This is a genomic window from Bradyrhizobium vignae, from assembly GCF_900324035.1.
Taxonomy (GTDB): domain Bacteria; phylum Pseudomonadota; class Alphaproteobacteria; order Rhizobiales; family Xanthobacteraceae; genus Bradyrhizobium; species Bradyrhizobium vignae.
The window spans coordinates 2,445,912-2,461,939 of record NZ_LS398110.1; the positions used below are offsets into that span (position 1 = coordinate 2,445,912).

Below are 16,028 nucleotides of genomic sequence, written 5' to 3' on the forward strand. Positions count from 1 at the left end.
TGCTTCGCTGCGCTCGCAATGACGGAAGAGGGCGGCGGCCGCTCGTCACATCATCCCCGTCTCTTCCTCCTCCGCCTGCTCGATCAATTCCTCACTCACCACGACCTCGCGGCGCGGCACGACGAAGATCATTGTGCACGCACAGAGCAGCGAGATCGCGAGGACCGCGGAGGTGAGGGGCAGCGTCGTTGCGGAGTGGCCGCCGAGATAGGCGCCGAATTGCGACATCAGCGCGCCAATGCCCTGCTGCAGGAAGCCCATCGCGCCTGAGGCGGTGCCCGCCGCTTCGGGGCGGATGCTGATCGCTCCGGCTGCGGAATTCGCCATCACGAAGGCATTGCCGACCATCACGATTATCTGCGTGCCGAAAAGCCAGCTTGGGGCCTCGTTCCAGCCAGTCACGCTCCAGAGCAGGTTCAGGAGGCTGCCGCAAAGCTGCAGGCCAAGCCCGAGCCAAATGAGCCTTTCCAGCGAGTGCCTGGGCGCAAATCGCACGCAGAGCAGGTTGCCGACGAGATACGCAAAACCCGTCGTGGCGAACCACGCGCCGTATTCGGCGCTGCTCCGTCCCATCTGCGTCACCACGATGTAGGGCCCGCCGCCGGCGAAGGTGAAAATGATCTGCGAGGCCAGCACCTGGCACATCACGTAACCGACGAAGGCGCGGTTCGTGATCAGCATGCCGACGTCGCGGCGAAAGCTGCTGCCGACGCCGCGGGTGCGGCGCGTCTCGGGCAGCGCCACCCCAATCCCGACGGCGACAATAATCGCACCGATCGTGATGGCGTAGAAGATCGCGCGCCAGCCGAACGCGGTCTCGATCAGGCCGCCGGTGAGCGGCGAGACCATCTGTCCGATCATCAGCGCCGCGACCACGAGGCTGATCATCGAGGCGACGCGATCGCGCTCATAGATGTCGCGGATGATGGCGCGGCTCACCACCATACCGGCGGCGCCGCCCAGCGCCTGGAAGAAGCGTGCTGCGATCAGCTGCGGCAGGTTTTGCGCGAGGATGCAGCCGATGCTGGCCGCCACCATCAGCGCCAGTCCTCCGAGCAGCACCGGACGCCGTCCGAACCGGTCCGACAGCGGACCCATGATCAGCTGCGACAGCGCGATGCCGACCATGTAGAGCGAGACCGTCATCTGCGCGATCGAGATGTCGCTGCCGAAATTCGTCGCCAGCACCGGCAGCGCCGGAACCAGCATGTAGAGCGAGATCGGCGCGATCCCGGTCATGACGACCAGCAGCAGCAGCACCGCGCGCGAGGTCGCGATGGTCTTCGTGGCCGCTTCCGGCGGCCCGCTGATCATGCCGTGCATAAGTGTCCGTCTCGTCGAAATCCGAATCGGACTGTAGCGTCGTTACACAAGACGGATATCGGCGTTTCGGAATGCGGCTATACGGATTTTGGGACGGTTATAGTATTAGCGCGATGGCGACCGATTGGGCGCGTTGCTTGCGCCGCAAATGCGATGTCATTCGCCGCGAAAGCGGGGAATCCAGTACGCCGCGGCTTCTCCGCGTGCGTTTGCTGTCTCTGGAATACTGGATGCCCCGCCCCAGTGCGCAACTGCGCACAAGGCGGGGCATGACACCTGTGGTGAGGAAGCAGCGTTGCGCAAATCAGGTAGCGCCATGCGCACTACGCCTTCAACTCCGCCGTCGCCTGATCGAGCCAGGCCCTCGTCGCATCGTCCAGCGCCGGCCGCACCTCGGCCTTCACGCGCGCATGGTAGGCATTGAGCCAGTCGAGTTCGTCCTTGCTCAGCATCGCCACGTCGACCAGCCGGCGGTCGATCGGCGCCAAGGTCAGCGTCTCGAACGCGTTCATCGGCTTTTCGGCGCCCTTGATGTCGGCCGCGACCACCAGCTCCAGGTTCTCGATGCGGATGCCGAAGCCGTCGGTCTTGTAGTAGCCGGGCTCGTTGGAGAGGATCATGCCGCGCTTCAGCGGCGTGGTGCCGAGCTTCGAAATTCGCGCGGGCCCTTCGTGCACCGAGAGATAGCTGCCGACGCCGTGGCCGGTGCCGTGCTCGAAATCAAGGCCCACGGACCAGAGATATTGTCGCGCCAGCGTGTCGAGTTGCGCGCCCGTGGTGCCGTCCGGAAAGACGGCGCGCGCGATCGCGATATGGCCGCGCAACACGCGGGTGAAGCGGTCGCGCATCTCGTCCGTCGGCTCGCCCACCGCCATGGTGCGCGTGACGTCGGTGGTGCCGTCCTCATATTGCGCGCCGGAATCGATCAGCAGGAGATCGCCGGGTGCGATCCGCCGGTTGCTCTTGCGGGTGACGCGGTAGTGCACGATGGCGCCGTTCGGACCGGTGCCGGAGATGGTCGGGAACGACACGTCCTTGAGCGCGCCGGTGTCGCGGCGGAAGGTTTCCAGCGCCTCGACCGCGTCGATCTCGGTGAGCTTGCCGCTCGGCGCCTCGCGATCGATCCATGCGAGGAAGCGCGCCAGCGCTGCGGCGTCGCGCACATGGGCCGTCTTGGTGCCATTGATCTCGGTCGCGTTCTTGACCGCTTTGAGCAGTGCAACCGGATCGTTGCCACGCACCGGCTTGCCGCCGGCGCCCGCGATCAGGCGGCTGAGTGCGTCGGCCGCGGTGGCGTTGTCCAGCGCGATCGCCGCGCCGCTTTTGGCCAGCGCCATCAGCGTCGGCGCCATGGCGTCCGGTTCGCGCACGTCGGCGGCTTGCTCGAGATGGTCGCGTGTGAGGTTGGAGAGCTTGCGGTGGTCGATGAAGATGGTGGGGCGGCCGTCCTTCGGCACCAGCGCGTACGACAACGGCAGCGGCGTATGGGCGACGTCGGCGCCGCGGATGTTGAAGGTCCAGGCCACCGCATGACTGTCCGACAGCACCAGCGCATCGGTGCCGAGCTTGGCGATCTCGGCCCTGATCTGCGTCAGCTTTTCCGCTTCAGTGACACCGGCATGTTGGAGGCTGTGCACGGCGACGGGGGCGAGCGGCGGCCGCGGCCGGTCCTGCCAGATCACGTCGATCGGATTGCTGTCGACGGCCACCAGCTCGGCGCCGGCCTTGGCGCAGGCTGCGGACAGGCGTTCCGCTGCTGAAAAAGTGTGCAGCCACGGATCAAATCCAAGGCGGTCACCGGCTTTCAGATGCGCCGACACCCAGCTCTCCGGCGGTGGGTCGACCAGCGATTCCACGGCCCAGGCCTTGGCGTCGACCTGCTTGGCGGCCTGAAGCGTGTAGCGGCCGTCGACGAACACCGCGGCTTCCTGCGTCAGCACCACCGCCAGGCCCGCCGAGCCCGTAAAGCCGGTCAGCCAGGCCAGCCGCTCTTCCGATGGCGGCACATATTCGTTCTGCTGCTGGTCGGCGCGCGGAACGACGAAGCCGGTCAGCTTGCGACGGGCGAGTTCTTCGCGAAGTGCAGCCAGCCGTGCCGTCAATGCGACGCCGGCCTCCGGCTCCTCGAATGTCTGGAAGTGTGCTTCGAACATGGTGGATCACTTTAGGATCATGGGCATCGGTCCGCAATGTAGACGCATTTGCGGCGCATCTGGCATGGACTGTGCTTGAAATAGTTCCATTCGAATTGAGTGGAGCAAAGGATGCGGCAGTTGCGCTTCGTCCGAATAACAGGGAAATTCGAGCAGGTGGTTCATCTCAACGGCGAGGGGACACACGATGCCAGCGTTCACGTTTGAGAAGATTTCGCCGCCGGTGCGCCGGGCCCCGACTGCGGCGGTACCGAAGAAGCCGCGCGGCCTCATCAGCCAGATGATCGACCGTTTCGCCGAGCGGCGCGCGCGGCGCACTTTGCAGGACGATCGCGCGATACGCCGCGACGAGAAGCCGGCGGAGTAGCGCGGCGTCGCTCGTTACCTTTCCCCGCAAGCGGGGCACGGGAGCGCACCGGCGCCGCGGAGGCGTTTTACCCCAGCTTCCGCAGCAACAGGCTGCTCCATCCCTCGATCCTCAGATGCCGCAGTGGCACCAGGCCGCGCGCGCGGTAGGCGGCGATTACGGCCGGGGCCTGATGCGTCAGCAGGCCGGAGAGGATGACGCGGGCGCCAGGCGCGAGGTGCCGCGCCATCGGGCTCGCCAATTGCCGCAGCGGATTGGCTAGGATGTTGGCGAGCACCAGGTCGAACGGACCCGCGCGCGCAAAATCCGGCGCGGCAAAGCCCGTGGCGCGGATCACCCGCACATGATTGCCAACTTCATTCAGCGAGGCGTTCTCAGCCGCCACCCGCACCGAGGGCGGATCGATGTCGGAGGCCAGCACTGCGCGATGCAGCGCCTTCGCGGCTGCGATCGCCAGCACGCCGGTCCCGGTGCCGAGGTCGAGCACGTTGCGCGGCCGGGAACTCTTCAGGACATGGTCAAGCAGAAGTAAACAGCCGCGCGTGGTGCCATGATGGCCGGTGCCGAAGGCGAGCGCCGCCTCGATCTCGATGGCGAGCTTGTTCGGCGCCACACGGTCACGGTCATGGCTGCCGTGCACGACGAAGCGCCCGGCCGGGACCGGGACGAGATCCTCCAGGCTGGCCTTGACCCAGTCCTTGGCCTCGATCGTGTCGAAGGCGAGCGTCGCGGCGATCTCATTTCCTGCGGACGTTGCAACGAGTTCGCGCAGCCATGCCTGATCCGGCGCCTCAGCGAAGTGGAGCGTGACGTCCCATTGTCCGTCCGGCCGCTCGAAGGCGGCGACCGCCGCATCGCCATCGAAAAACACCTCGGTGAGCACGTCGACGACGCGTCTGGCGTCGGCCTCACTGCCGATCGAAAAGCTGGCGCGATGGGTGGGGGAAGGCTGCATTCAGGGTTCCGTTGAGCTCAATTTTTGCAACTTTTGCTGCCAATTTTCCGGACAAATTGCGGTTCGCCGGTTAATCCGCCCCTAGCTTGTCTCCCGTACATTTCCGGATGTTGAAGAAACCCGACACAGCTTGGGATTGAAACGGGAGCGAGTCTTGAAGCGCATGATTCAGAAGTTCTGGTCGGACGAGTCCGGTGCAACCGCGATCGAATACGGCTTGATCGCCGCGGGTATCGCCCTGGCGATCATCACCGTGGTGAACGGCCTGGGCACCACCATGAACGACAAGTTCACTTCGATTAACACCTCCTTGAAGTAATTTCCGCCGGCATTTCAGAGCGGGAGCTATTTTCTTCCAAGGCTGCTCTGATCACCGCCCGCCAGGGGATTCCCATGGTGGGCGAGGCCGTTTGGGCTCGCAGGAATGCCCGGCAATGCCTCAGTTCGAATTGGGCGGCCTAAAGCCAGAGACCAGTTGGATGTGAATGTCTTGGGCGACTATTTGGCGCGCCCATTCGGCCTGATCTTCCGCAATCAGTTTCGCGACCAGCGATTCATCCACGATCGAGGCGGCAATTTGCTCGCTCCAGCGGAAATCTTCTGCGTTTCTCTTCTCGTCGATCATGCGAGCGCTACCCGACGTCCACAGCCTCTCCGCTCTTCATTCCGAGGCCATCCCCTGCCTTATACCTTACTTGTCCCGCGTCTTTTCCACAGCCTGTTCCGGGCTTGTCCTGAGAAGCCGTCCAGTTTCGCCACAGACCTTTCGACAGCCTGTCCACAACTAATCCGCAGTCCTATCCACGGCTTCCGAACAGGGACCGGTGATCCCGCAGGATCACCTGGGCGGCGTTGTGCCCGGGGGCGCCGGTGACGCCACCGCCGGGGTGGGCGCCGGAGCCGCAATGGTAGAGGCCCCTCAACGGCCCGCGATAGTCGGCGTGGCCCAGCATCGGCCGCGCCGAGAACAGCTGGTTCAGCGTCAGCGCGCCGTGGAAGATGTCGCCTCCCAGCAGACCGAATTGCCGCTCGAGATCGAGCGGTGACAGGATCTGACGGCCGAGCACGCTCGCCGCAAAACCCGGCGCGTATTGATCCACCGTCGCGATCATGAGATCGGCGACCTCTTCACGATGGTCGTCCCACGACTTCCCACCGGGGAGCGTTGGTGCGACATGCTGACAGAACAGGCTCGCGACGTGTTTGCCGGCGGGCGCCAGCGTGTCGTCGAGCGTTGAGGGGATCAGCATCTCGACGACGGGCTCACGGCTCCAGCCCTGCGCCCGCGCATCGAGATAGGCGCGGTCCATGTAGTCGAGGGTCGGCGCCAGGATGATGCCGGAAGAGAGATGATCGCCTTCGCCCGGCAGCGCCGTGAAGGAGGGCAGGCGGTCCAGCGCCACGTTCATGCGGAAGGTGCCGGAGCCGTTCTTCCAGTGCCGGATGCGAGCGAGGAAATCCGCAGGGAGAGCGTCGGCCGCGATCAGTCGCGTGTAGAGCAGCTTCGGATTGACGTTGGCCGCGATATATTTCGCGCGGATGCTAGCGCCGTTCTCCAGCGCGACGCCGACGGCGCGGTCGCGTTCGACGATGATCTCACGGACGCCGGCATCCGTTTCGATCACGACGCCGCGCTCGCGTGCCGCGCGCGCCATCGCCTGCGTGATCGCGCCCATGCCGCCGATGGCGTGGCCCCAGACACCCTTCTTGCCGTTCACCTCGCCGAAGGCGTGATGCAGCATCACATAGGCCGAGCCGGCGGCGTAGGGGCTGGCATAGTTGCCGACGATGGCATCGAAGCCGAACAGCGCCTTGACCAGATCATGTTCGAAACGTTCGTCCAGCATTTCGCCGGCCGAACGGGTGAACAGATCGAGCAGGCTGCGGCTCTGTTCCAGCGTGAGGCCGCGCAGGATATTGGCGCTCTGCAGCGCGTTCACGGCCTCGCGGATCGCATTCGTGCCGAAGCCCTCGAGCAGGTTCGGCGGCGCGCGCAACACGAATTGCCTGAGCACGTCGGCGATGTCTTCCAGCTCGCGCGCGAAGCCGTCGAGAGCCTCCGCATCATGCGCGCTGAGCCGCGCCACCGAGGCTTTCGTCCGCCCCTCGCCGGTGAGGAGATGGCTGGCATCCGGCGCCGGCAGAAAATTCTGCGCGCGCCGTTCGACGATGCGCAGGCCTTGTTCCGCAAGATTCAAATCGCGGATCACCCGCGGATTGAGCAGGCTCACGGTATAAGCCGCGACCGAATTGCGAAAACCGGGGTGAAACTCCTCCGTGACCGCTGCGCCGCCGACCACCTTGCGACGCTCGACCACGCGCACCCGCAGGCCTGCCATCGCGAGATAGGCCGCACAGGTGAGGCCGTTATGGCCAGCGCCGATGATGATGACGTCGGTTTCGGTCATGATTTCCTTGGCGTCATTTCCGGGGCGATGCGCAGCATCGAACTATGTTGCGGGCTCCGCACCGGAGAATCTCGAGGTTCCGTGTTCGCCTCTTCGAGGCGCCCCGGAACGACATCTCTACATCAAGCATTTCCCGCTGCAACATCACGACACCCTTTGTTGCCCGTTCAGGCGCCTTGTGCTCCATTGCGCGCGTCCGGCGCCCGCCGGGTTTTGAGCCGGAGCTCCCATGGATTCGATCGTGCAACCCGCGGCCACGGAGCAGTCGTCTCCTTCGCGCAACCGGCTGCTGCTGGCGGTCTACACCGCCGCGATCTTCGTCAGCGCGCTGCTGCTGTTCTCGGTGCAGCCGCTGTTCACGAAGATGGTGCTGCCGCGGCTCGGCGGCTCGCCTGCGGTGTGGTCGGTGGCCATGGTGTTCTTCCAGTCGCTGTTGCTCGCCGGCTACGCCTATGCACATCTGCTGATGCAGGTGAGGAACCGCATCGTTCCGGTGGCGGTGCATCTGGTGCTGCTGATCGCGGCCTTCGCCACGCTGCCGCTCGGCATCGCCTCCGCCTATGGCGAGCCGCCCGCTTCGGGCTATGCGTTCTGGCTGCTCGGCCTGTTCGCGGTCTCGATCGGGCTGCCGTTCTTCGCGCTCGCGGCCAACAATCCGCTGCTGCAGGCCTGGTTCGTCCGCACCGGCCATCCCGCGGCCCACGATCCCTATTTCCTCTATGCCTCATCGAACATCGGTAGCTTCCTCGCGCTGCTGTCCTATCCGTTCGTGCTGGAGCCGATGTTCACGCTGCAGATGCAGAACCGGTTCTGGACCGGCGGCTATGGCCTGTTGATCCTTCTCATCGGCGCCTGCGGCGCGCTGTTGCTGCGTTCGCCCAAGTTGGCGGTGGCCAACGCGCTGGCGGAGGACGTGAATGCGCCCGCGCCCGGCCTCTTGACGCGGCTGCGCTGGATATTCCTCGCCGCAGTGCCGTCGGGCCTGCTCATCGCCGTCACCGCGCACATTTCGACCGACGTCGCGGCGGCGCCGCTGCTGTGGGTGCTGCCGCTCTCGCTGTACCTTTTGACCTGGGTCGTGGTGTTCCAGTCGCGGCCGTTATTGCCGCACAAATGGATGCTGATGCTCCAGCCGGTCGCGATCGCAGGCGTCGTCGTCCTGCTGGCCTTTGGCGGAGAGCAGAACCTGCTGCTGACGCTCGGCGGACATCAATTGTGCTTCTTCGTCATTGCCATGGCCTGTCACGGCGAATTGGCGCGGACGCGGCCGGCGGCCAGATATCTCACCGGGTTTTATGTGGCGCTGTCGTTCGGCGGCATGGTCGGCGGCCTGTTCGCTGGGCTCGTTGCGCCTTTCACGTTCACATGGATCGCCGAATATCCGATCCTGATCGCGCTCGCCGCGCTGTGCCGTCCGCCTGCGACCGAGCGGCTGGCGGGCATTGTGAGATGGTACTGGTTGGCGCTCGCCGCGCTCGCGGTAGCGCTCGTCGCGCCGTCGTACACCACGGGCGACCTCTCGACCTGGTTCGGGGATCATCGCGTCTGGGTCGCCGGCGCCGTCGGCGTGCTCGCCGCGCTGCTCGCGCTGATCCTCAATGCCGGTCGCTGGAAGATCTTTGCCACCGTCGCGCTCGCGCTGGCGTTGATCCGGGTTTATCCCGCAGACGAGGGCCGCGTCACGACGGTGCGCAGCTTCTTCGGCGTGCACAAGATCGTGGTGACGCCGGGCGGCTATTTCCACGTGCTCATGCACGGCACCACCATTCATGGCGCCGAGCGCTTTCGCAACGATGACGGCACGCCGGTCATCGGCCGGCCCGAGCCGATCACCTACTATCATCGGGACGGTGGCATCGGTCAGGCCGTCAGCGCGATCCGCGAGCGCAAGGGCGCGCCGCTCAAGGTCGCCGCGATCGGGGTTGGCTCGGGCACGCTCGCCTGCGCTGCCGAGCGAGGGGAGAGCTGGACTTTCTTCGAGATCGACCAGTCCATGGTCGACGCCGCGCGTGACCCCAGGAATTTCCGCTACATATCGAGCTGCATGCCGGACATGAAGCCCGTGATCGGCGATGCGCGCCTCACCTTCGCCAAGGAGCCCGATGGCGCCTATGATCTCATCATCGTCGATGCCTATTCGTCCGATGCGATTCCGATCCATCTTGCGACCGAAGAGGCGATGAAGATCTACAAGGACAAGCTCGCGCCGCACGGCGCCGTGGTGATGCACGTCTCCAACCGGCATCTGGATCTCGAGACCGTCGTGGTCGGCATTGCCGACGCCAACGATCTCAAGAGCTGGGTCTTCAACGAGGATTCGGGCCGCGATTCCGACTACATCTTCTCGACCGACGTCGTCATCTCCGCCCGGGAGGAGGCCGACATCGGCAGGCTCGCGTCCTCCAAGCAATGGGAGCAGACCGAAGCCGATGACAGGGTGCGGGTCTGGACCGACGACTATTCGAACATCCTGGGCGCGCTGTATCGGCGTTTAAGGGATGGGGAGTAGAGCTCGCGGCTCGAGTGATCTCGTGCCCCCGCTCTTCGTCGCGTCATTTCATGCCGCGCCGCGCCCGGGACACGAGACCGGTTCTAAGGCGCCACCGGCGTCCCCGCCGGCAATGGGATTCCCCTCTCGCCGGCAACCTGCCGCAGCAGGTCCGGCCTGTCCGAGATGATCCCATCGACGCCGAGCTCGATCATGCGCGCCATGTCGTCTCGCTTGTTCACCGTCCAGACCACGACGCGCAGCCCGAGCGCGTGAGCTTCCGAGACGAGCGCGGCGGTCACATCGCCGAAATAGGGCGACCAGATCGCGCCGCCCGCAGCCTTGATCGTCCGTGGCAGCGAGCCGCCGTGATCGGCCGGATTGAAGCCGGCCGTCCAGTTCGTCGCCTTGTCGAGCGCCACCGTCTGGCCCGTGCCGCGCTGGAGCGTCAGGTACACGGTTGGAATCGTGGGCGCCTGCCGCTGGACGAGCTGCAGGGTCCTCCAGTCGAACGACTGGACCATCACGCGATCGGAAAATCCTTCGGTCTCGATCACCCCGAGCAGCTTTGCGACGAAGGCCGCCGGATCTGGCGCTTCGTCCGGATGGTTCGGATCGATCTTGGTCTCGATGTTGAAGCGGACCTGCGTGTTGCCGGACTTGCGCACCAGCAAGAACAGCTCGCGCAGGGTGGGAATGCGCGTTCCCGGCACCGCACGCTGGTCGGGGAATTGTTTCGCATAGGCGCTGTCCGGCCGGATCTGGCCGACGTCATAGGTCCTGACCTCGTCGAGCCGCAGTCTTACGAAAGGCGTGCCGGGCGGACTGATGTAGGCTCCATCGGAGCTGCGTGCGAGATCCGGATTGAGCCCGCGCTCATGCGAGATGACGATTTCGCCGTCGGCAGTGACGCCGACGTCGAGCTCCAGCGTGTCGACGCCCATCGACAGCGCGTTGGCGAAGGCGGGCAGGGTGTTTTCCGGCAACAGCGCCCGCCCGCCGCGATGCGCCTCGAGGTCGAAGGCCACATCAGCTCCCATGGCCGGTCCCGCTATCAGAATCCAGAGCACAGTCGGAATGATCGTGGCACGTGACGGCATGGTGCCTCGGCCGGCGAGGGCGGTTGATGGCAGTCGCGTCAGTTCTGATAGTAATAGCCGCGCGGCTGATAATATTGCCGCGGCTGCGGCTGATAGTAGCCCTGCTGGCCGTAGCCTTGATTGTAATATGGCTGCGGCTGCTGCTGATAGACTGCGCGTCATAAAGCGGGCGGCTTGCCGAGCGCGGCGCGGGATAGCGGGCGCCGGTGTCGCTGCCGTCGGCCGGATAGATGTAGTTGTCGTCCTGCGGCATGTAGCGGCGCGCGGGCTGCGCCGGCGGCGCCAGGTTCACGGGATCGCCCGTGGTCGCGTATTGCTCTTCGGCCGGTTGCGGTGCGCGGGCCACGGCATTCCGGCCGCGCGGATTGCGCGCCAGCGCCACCTGCGCCGAGCCGGTCAGCGTCACCGTGGTGTTGAGCACGCCCTGCTGCTGCACCAGGGCATAGAGCGTCGAGGCGTTCTGCCGCGACAGCCGCACGCAGCCATGGGAGGCGGGCGTGCCGAGACGGCTGACCGAATCCGTGCCGTGGATGGCGTGCCCGACCTTGGTGAAGAAGATCGAATGCGGCATCGGCGCGTCGTCGAATTCCCTGGAGAAATGATCCTCCTCCATGCGGAAGGCGCGGAAGGCACCGTTCGGCGTTTCGCGCGAGGGGATGCCGGTCGATACCGGCCAGTGATAGCGCGCCACGCCGTCCACGGCGACGGTCATCTGCTGATTGTCCTTGTCGATGGTGATCTCGACCTTGGCCTGCGCGGTGCCCGCGCTCAAAAGCATCAGGGAAGTGAAAGCGATAAAAAATGAACGCATCTGACTCTTGGCCTCCGGCCTGTTCACGCTAGCGCCGCGGCTCTCCGTCCCCGGCGTGCAATATGCCTGCAATCCGGCTTTCGTTCCAGCGGCCTGCCCGCCATCGTTAACGTGATGTCCGACGTAAGCAAGGCCGCTTTGTGCCGCGCCGCCAGCTGCGATGCTGACATTTTCGAGAGCGGACATGCGTTCACATCGCCGACAATTCGTCACAAAGGCGCAACCATTTGGCCGCCCGGTGCGTTGACAATGACCTGCCGATTGGCGGCTTTCGCCGCCGCTTTTGCCATTGGACTGAAGATGAACAAAGCCCGTGTCAACGCCGCCGTCCTGCCGGCCGGCTTCCCCGTCCGCATGCTGTTCGCAGCTGCCGCCCTTCTCGCGCTATCGTGCTTGCCGCAAGCCGGTCACGCGCAGGGCATCGTGCGCGGTGCCCAGGAAGGATCCTATGAGGGCAACCGGATTGCCGGTCCCGTGGGGGGCGTGGTGGGTGGCGCCGTCGGCGCCGGTGTCGGCGGCGCCGTGGGTGCGGTGGAGGGCGTGTTCGGCATTCCGCACCGTCACTATCGCCACTGCCGTGGCTATTATGACGGCTACCATCGCTTCCACTGTTACCGGTGACGACCTCGTAGCCCGGATTACGCGGAGCTCTATCCGGGCTACGCGGGTCAATTCTTCAGCCGATACCCCGTGCGGAAAATCCACCAGATCACGATCAGGCAGATCACCAGGAACGCCAGCGTCATGCCGACGCTGACGGAGACGCTGACGTCGGCGATCTCGTAGAAGCTCCACCGGAAGCCCGAGACCAGATAGACGACCGGATTGAGCAGCGCGACCGTGCGCCAGCCCGTCGGCAGCATGTCGATGGAATAGAAGCTTCCGCCGAGGAAGGTCAGCGGCGTCACCACCAGCATCGGGATCATCTGCAGCTTCTCGAATCCGTCGGCCCAGATGCCGATGATGAAACCGAACAGGCTGAACGTCACCGCCGTCAGCACCAGGAAGGTCAGCATCCAGACCGGATGATGGATGTGCAGCGGCACGAACAGCCCGGCCGTCGCCAGGATGATCAGGCCCAAGATGATCGACTTGGTCGCGGCCGCGCCGACATAGCCGAGCACGATCTCGAAATAGGAGATCGGTGCCGACAGGATCTCGTAGATCGTGCCGGTGAATTTCGGGAAGTAGATGCCGAACGAGGCGTTGGCGATGCTCTGCGTCAGCACCGAGAGCATGATCAGGCCCGGCACGATGAAGGTGCCGTAGCTGACGCCCTCGACCTGGCTGATGCGCGAGCCGATCGCGGCGCCGAACACCACGAAATAGAGCGAGGTGGAGACCACAGGCGAGACGATGCTTTGCAGCAGCGTGCGCCAGGTGCGCGCCATTTCGAACAGATAGATGGCGCGGATGGCGCGGTGATTCATGACGTCCTCACGAGGTCGACGAAGATGTCCTCGAGCGACGACTGCGTCGTGTCGAGATCGTTGAAGCGGATGCCGGCGTTGCGCAAGTCGCTGAGCAGGCTGGTGATGCCGGTGCGCTCGCCCTTGGTGTCGTAGTCGTAGACCAGCGTCGCGCCGGAATCGCAGAGGTCGAGCTCGTAGTGTGCGAGGCTCTCCGGCAGCGACGAGATCTTGTTCTGCAGGTGCAGCGTCAGCCGCTTCTTGCCGAGCTTCTGCATCAAGGTCGTCTTGTCCTCGACCAGTACGATTTCGCCCTTGTTGATGACGCCGATGCGATCGGCCATCTCCTCGGCTTCCTCGATGTAGTGCGTGGTGAGGATGATGGTGACCCCGGATTGCTGCAGGCCGCGCACCACCTCCCACATGCCCTTGCGCAGCTCGACGTCGACGCCGGCGGTCGGCTCGTCCAGGAACAGGATTTGCGGTTCGTGCGACAGTGCTTTGGCGATCATCACGCGGCGCTTCATGCCGCCGGACAGCGTGATGATCTTGTTGTCCTTCTTGTCCCACAGCGAGAGGTCTTTCAGCACCTTCTCGATATGCGCGGGGTTCTTCGGCTTACCGAACAGGCCGCGGGAGAAGCTCACGGTCGCCCACACGCTTTCGAAAGCGTCGGTGTGCAATTCCTGCGGCACGAGGCCGATCAGCGAGCGCGCCTTGCGGTAGGAGGCCTGGATGTCCTCGCCGCCGACCAGAACCTTGCCTTCGCTGGGATTGGCGATGCCGCAGATGATGGAGATCAGCGTGGTCTTGCCCGCGCCGTTCGGGCCAAGCAGCGCGAAGATTTCGCCGCGCTTGATATCGAGATTGACGTTCTTGAGCGCCTTGAAGCCGGACCCGTAGGTCTTCGACAGATTGGCGACGGAGATGATGGAGGACATGATGGCCGCAAGGCTAAGAAGCAAAGGCTGGGGAGGGGAGGCTGGAACCTGCCGGGAAGGGCCGGTCAGCGGAGCCCTGAGATAGGAATGTCCTTGCCGCGTCGCAATTGGCCGGAGAAAAATGGTCTCAAAACGGGCCGTTGAGTGGCGGGTTTCGGGCAAGTGTTGCGCAACCGCCACGGGCTGCCGCTAAGATTGTCGCTCACGCGGCTCTTTGTTGCGTCTGCGAGCAGGCCATGGCTACGATTCCGGCCTATCGCAAAGCGTATCCTCTCCAAGGAAAACACCGATGAGACCGAACGGCCGTCACACCGTCGGCGCCAGCCAGTTGTCCGCCCTCCGTGTTTGGGCGGTAGGCCTGCTCCTGCTGTCAGCTGTTGCCATCAGCCCGACCACCGCCAAGGCCGCGCCGAGCCAGGCCGCGGTGGCGACCACGCATGTCTACCTGCTCCGTGGCGTGCTCAACATCTTCTCGCTCGGGCTCGACACGATCGGCGCGCGGCTTCAGGCGCAGGGCATCCCGGTGACCGTCGCCAACTTCGTTTCCTGGTCCTCGCTCGCCGATGAAGCGGCAGCTGCCTACAAGGCCGGCCGGCTCAAGACGATTATCCTGGTCGGCCATTCCTCGGGTGCGACCGCGCTGCCGGACATGATCGCCAAGCTCAACCAGCTCGGCGTGCCCGTGAAGCTCGCGATCGGCCTCGATTCCGTCTTCAAGACCAAGCTCTCGAGCGGCGCCGAGCGCTACATCAACATCTATATCGGCGACGGTCCGGGCGAGCCGGTGCGGGCTGCAGCGGGTTTCCGCGGCAAGCTCGACAATGTCGACGTCCGCGGCACCGGCGTTGGCCATATCTCGATCGACAAGAACGAGGCGATCCAGCGCCGCGTCATCGCCGAGATCGACGCCGCGATCATGCGCTCGCGCGCCCCGGCTGCTCCCGTCGCCGAACCCGGCGCCCCGCGGCAGGCCCGGTCGGCGGCGGCCGCTGCGCCGGCGAGGAACTAGTCTCGCACGACAAGACTTCGGCGCCGCAAAATCCGCCAATTTTGCGGTCATGAAGTACCGCAGGGGAGGCAATCGTCTCCGGTGGTGGGACTTCTCGACTGATGGCTGATTCAAGGCGACTAGTCGCGCTGGCAGCAGTCGTGCTGCTTGCCTTGAGCGGCGGCATGGCCGCTGCTTCTCCGGCCAAGTCCAAGACCGCCGTGGCCGTCCCCGCCGCGCCGCCGCCTCCGCCGTTCGAGCCTTTGCCGCCGCCGAAAATCTACCTGTTTCGCGGCGCCATGGGCCCGATCTTCTCGACCGGCATGGATCGGCTCAGCGAGAAGCTGACGCAGGCCGGCTTCTCGGCCGACGTCTATGAATTCACCCTGTGCCGGCTGATCGGCAACCGCGTCGTCGCCGGCTACAAGGAGAAGGCGGCGCCGATCGTGCTGATCGGCCACTCCATGGGCGGGCTGTGCTCGATCGTCATCTCGGAGATGGCGGCCAAGGAGAACATCCCGATCAGCCTCGTCATCGCCATCGATCCCGCGCATGCGACCGGCGACGTGCCGCTCAACGTCGAGCGCTTCATCAACATCTTCCTGTCCGACAGCGTGCTCGGCGGCGGCGACGTCGTGGCCGTGCCCGGCTTTCGCGGCCACTATGCCAGCTATGACCTCAAGGAAAACGCGCGCGTCAGCCACATCAACATCGAGAAGTCCGACGACATCCACCGCCAGATCGTCGAGATGGTGACGCAGCTCCCGCGCATTCCGCCGCAGACCCAGGCCGATGCCGTGCCGCTGCGCTATCTCGTGCCCGCGGATACGCTGGTCGAATTGTGGGACAGCGGCGTGCGGGTGCCGGTGCGCCGCGGCGACACCATGGAGAGCATCGCTGCAGCCAACCGCGTGCCGCTGTGGACGCTCGCGCAGAGCAATTCGCTGCCCGAGAACGCGCAGCTCACCCCGGGCCAGACCATCATCGTCCCCCGCCATCTGACACCGCCCGAGCCGGCCGCCGCGATGGCGGTGCCGCCGCCGGCTCCGGCGGGGCGGAGATAGGGACATTCTTCGCCTCTCCCC

General features: G+C 65.1%; 14 protein-coding genes and 1 pseudogene. 6 read left to right on the top strand and 9 right to left on the bottom strand.

Going from position 1 to position 16,028, the window contains the following annotated elements; genetic code table 11:
• Positions 1-45: 45 nt before the first annotated feature.
• Positions 46-1,323: a multidrug effflux MFS transporter gene (locus tag BRAD3257_RS11865; protein ID WP_122401982.1), complete on the bottom strand. Its 1,278-nt coding sequence runs from the start codon at positions 1,321-1,323 to the stop codon at positions 46-48.
• A 323-nt stretch (positions 1,324-1,646) separates the two neighbouring features.
• Entirely contained in the window at positions 1,647-3,476 is a 1,830-nt protein-coding gene (locus tag BRAD3257_RS11870) for an aminopeptidase P family protein (protein ID WP_122401983.1), read from the bottom strand.
• 187 nt (positions 3,477-3,663) lie between these two features.
• Between BRAD3257_RS11870 and BRAD3257_RS11875 the strand changes: the two genes are divergently transcribed.
• Complete coding sequence (locus tag BRAD3257_RS11875) at positions 3,664-3,843, top strand: hypothetical protein (protein WP_122401984.1); 180 nt, start codon at positions 3,664-3,666, stop codon at positions 3,841-3,843.
• 67 nt (positions 3,844-3,910) lie between these two features.
• Here BRAD3257_RS11875 and BRAD3257_RS11880 read toward each other — a convergent pair whose 3' ends face one another.
• Positions 3,911-4,798, bottom strand: coding sequence for a 50S ribosomal protein L11 methyltransferase (locus tag BRAD3257_RS11880; protein ID WP_122401985.1), 888 nt, complete (start codon positions 4,796-4,798; stop codon positions 3,911-3,913).
• Positions 4,799-4,961: 163 nt separating this feature from the next.
• Between BRAD3257_RS11880 and BRAD3257_RS11885 the strand changes: the two genes are divergently transcribed.
• Positions 4,962-5,117 carry a Flp family type IVb pilin gene (locus tag BRAD3257_RS11885; protein WP_122406505.1) on the top strand — a complete coding sequence of 52 codons (156 nt, stop codon included), beginning with the start codon at positions 4,962-4,964 and terminating at the stop codon, positions 5,115-5,117.
• Positions 5,118-5,237: 120 nt separating this feature from the next.
• On the opposite strand, the gene BRAD3257_RS11890 is transcribed toward BRAD3257_RS11885, so the two are convergent.
• Positions 5,238-5,423, bottom strand: a complete 186-nt coding sequence (locus BRAD3257_RS11890) for a hypothetical protein (RefSeq protein WP_122401986.1) — start codon at positions 5,421-5,423, stop codon at positions 5,238-5,240.
• A 172-nt stretch (positions 5,424-5,595) separates the two neighbouring features.
• Positions 5,596-7,206 carry a phytoene desaturase family protein gene (locus BRAD3257_RS11895; protein WP_122401987.1) on the bottom strand — a complete coding sequence of 537 codons (1,611 nt, stop codon included), beginning with the start codon at positions 7,204-7,206 and terminating at the stop codon, positions 5,596-5,598.
• A gap of 229 nt (positions 7,207-7,435) precedes the next feature.
• On the opposite strand from BRAD3257_RS11895, the gene BRAD3257_RS11900 reads away from it, so the two are divergent.
• Positions 7,436-9,715 carry a fused MFS/spermidine synthase gene (locus BRAD3257_RS11900; RefSeq protein ID WP_122401988.1) on the top strand — a complete coding sequence of 760 codons (2,280 nt, stop codon included), beginning with the start codon at positions 7,436-7,438 and terminating at the stop codon, positions 9,713-9,715.
• Positions 9,716-9,798: 83 nt separating this feature from the next.
• Here BRAD3257_RS11900 and BRAD3257_RS11905 read toward each other — a convergent pair whose 3' ends face one another.
• Together BRAD3257_RS11905 and BRAD3257_RS11910 are read right to left on the bottom strand one after the other, a co-directional pair.
• A complete protein-coding gene (locus tag BRAD3257_RS11905) occupies positions 9,799-10,794 on the bottom strand; it encodes a glycerophosphodiester phosphodiesterase (protein WP_122401989.1) in 996 nt (331 codons plus the stop codon).
• A gap of 38 nt (positions 10,795-10,832) precedes the next feature.
• Positions 10,833-11,605: pseudogene (locus BRAD3257_RS11910) on the bottom strand (L,D-transpeptidase).
• A 300-nt stretch (positions 11,606-11,905) separates the two neighbouring features.
• On the opposite strand from BRAD3257_RS11910, the gene BRAD3257_RS11920 reads away from it, so the two are divergent.
• The gene (locus BRAD3257_RS11920; protein WP_122401990.1) at positions 11,906-12,226 is read left to right on the top strand and encodes a hypothetical protein; all 321 of its coding nucleotides are present in this window, start codon (positions 11,906-11,908) and stop codon (positions 12,224-12,226) included.
• A gap of 47 nt (positions 12,227-12,273) precedes the next feature.
• Here the strand turns inward: BRAD3257_RS11920 and BRAD3257_RS11925 are convergent, their stop codons facing one another.
• Both BRAD3257_RS11925 and BRAD3257_RS11930 read right to left on the bottom strand, forming a co-directional pair.
• Positions 12,274-13,035, bottom strand: coding sequence for an ABC transporter permease (locus BRAD3257_RS11925; RefSeq protein ID WP_122401991.1), 762 nt, complete (start codon positions 13,033-13,035; stop codon positions 12,274-12,276).
• Positions 13,032-13,955, bottom strand: a complete 924-nt coding sequence (locus BRAD3257_RS11930; RefSeq protein ID WP_122401992.1) for an ABC transporter ATP-binding protein — start codon at positions 13,953-13,955, stop codon at positions 13,032-13,034. Before BRAD3257_RS11930 ends, BRAD3257_RS11925 begins: the two co-directional genes overlap by 4 nt.
• Positions 13,956-14,244: 289 nt before the next feature.
• Between BRAD3257_RS11930 and BRAD3257_RS11935 the strand changes: the two genes are divergently transcribed.
• A complete protein-coding gene (locus BRAD3257_RS11935) occupies positions 14,245-14,964 on the top strand; it encodes a hypothetical protein (RefSeq protein ID WP_122401993.1) in 720 nt (239 codons plus the stop codon).
• A 101-nt stretch (positions 14,965-15,065) separates the two neighbouring features.
• On the top strand, positions 15,066-16,007 hold the full coding sequence (locus BRAD3257_RS11940; RefSeq protein WP_122401994.1) for a LysM peptidoglycan-binding domain-containing protein: 942 nt from the start codon (positions 15,066-15,068) through the stop codon (positions 16,005-16,007).
• Positions 16,008-16,028 lie beyond the last annotated feature (21 nt).

Coding starts and splice junctions, on each gene's coding strand:
- BRAD3257_RS11865 (WP_122401982.1), bottom strand. CDS start 1,323: ATGCACGGCATGATCAGCGGGCCGCCGGAAGCGGCCACGAAGACCATC.
- BRAD3257_RS11870 (WP_122401983.1), bottom strand. CDS start 3,476: ATGTTCGAAGCACACTTCCAGACATTCGAGGAGCCGGAGGCCGGCGTC.
- BRAD3257_RS11875 (WP_122401984.1), top strand. CDS start 3,664: ATGCCAGCGTTCACGTTTGAGAAGATTTCGCCGCCGGTGCGCCGGGCC.
- BRAD3257_RS11880 (WP_122401985.1), bottom strand. CDS start 4,798: ATGCAGCCTTCCCCCACCCATCGCGCCAGCTTTTCGATCGGCAGTGAG.
- BRAD3257_RS11885 (WP_122406505.1), top strand. CDS start 4,962: ATGATTCAGAAGTTCTGGTCGGACGAGTCCGGTGCAACCGCGATCGAA.
- BRAD3257_RS11890 (WP_122401986.1), bottom strand. CDS start 5,423: ATGATCGACGAGAAGAGAAACGCAGAAGATTTCCGCTGGAGCGAGCAA.
- BRAD3257_RS11895 (WP_122401987.1), bottom strand. CDS start 7,206: ATGACCGAAACCGACGTCATCATCATCGGCGCTGGCCATAACGGCCTC.
- BRAD3257_RS11900 (WP_122401988.1), top strand. CDS start 7,436: ATGGATTCGATCGTGCAACCCGCGGCCACGGAGCAGTCGTCTCCTTCG.
- BRAD3257_RS11905 (WP_122401989.1), bottom strand. CDS start 10,794: ATGCCGTCACGTGCCACGATCATTCCGACTGTGCTCTGGATTCTGATA.
- BRAD3257_RS11920 (WP_122401990.1), top strand. CDS start 11,906: ATGAACAAAGCCCGTGTCAACGCCGCCGTCCTGCCGGCCGGCTTCCCC.
- BRAD3257_RS11925 (WP_122401991.1), bottom strand. CDS start 13,035: ATGAATCACCGCGCCATCCGCGCCATCTATCTGTTCGAAATGGCGCGC.
- BRAD3257_RS11930 (WP_122401992.1), bottom strand. CDS start 13,955: ATGTCCTCCATCATCTCCGTCGCCAATCTGTCGAAGACCTACGGGTCC.
- BRAD3257_RS11935 (WP_122401993.1), top strand. CDS start 14,245: ATGAGACCGAACGGCCGTCACACCGTCGGCGCCAGCCAGTTGTCCGCC.
- BRAD3257_RS11940 (WP_122401994.1), top strand. CDS start 15,066: ATGGCTGATTCAAGGCGACTAGTCGCGCTGGCAGCAGTCGTGCTGCTT.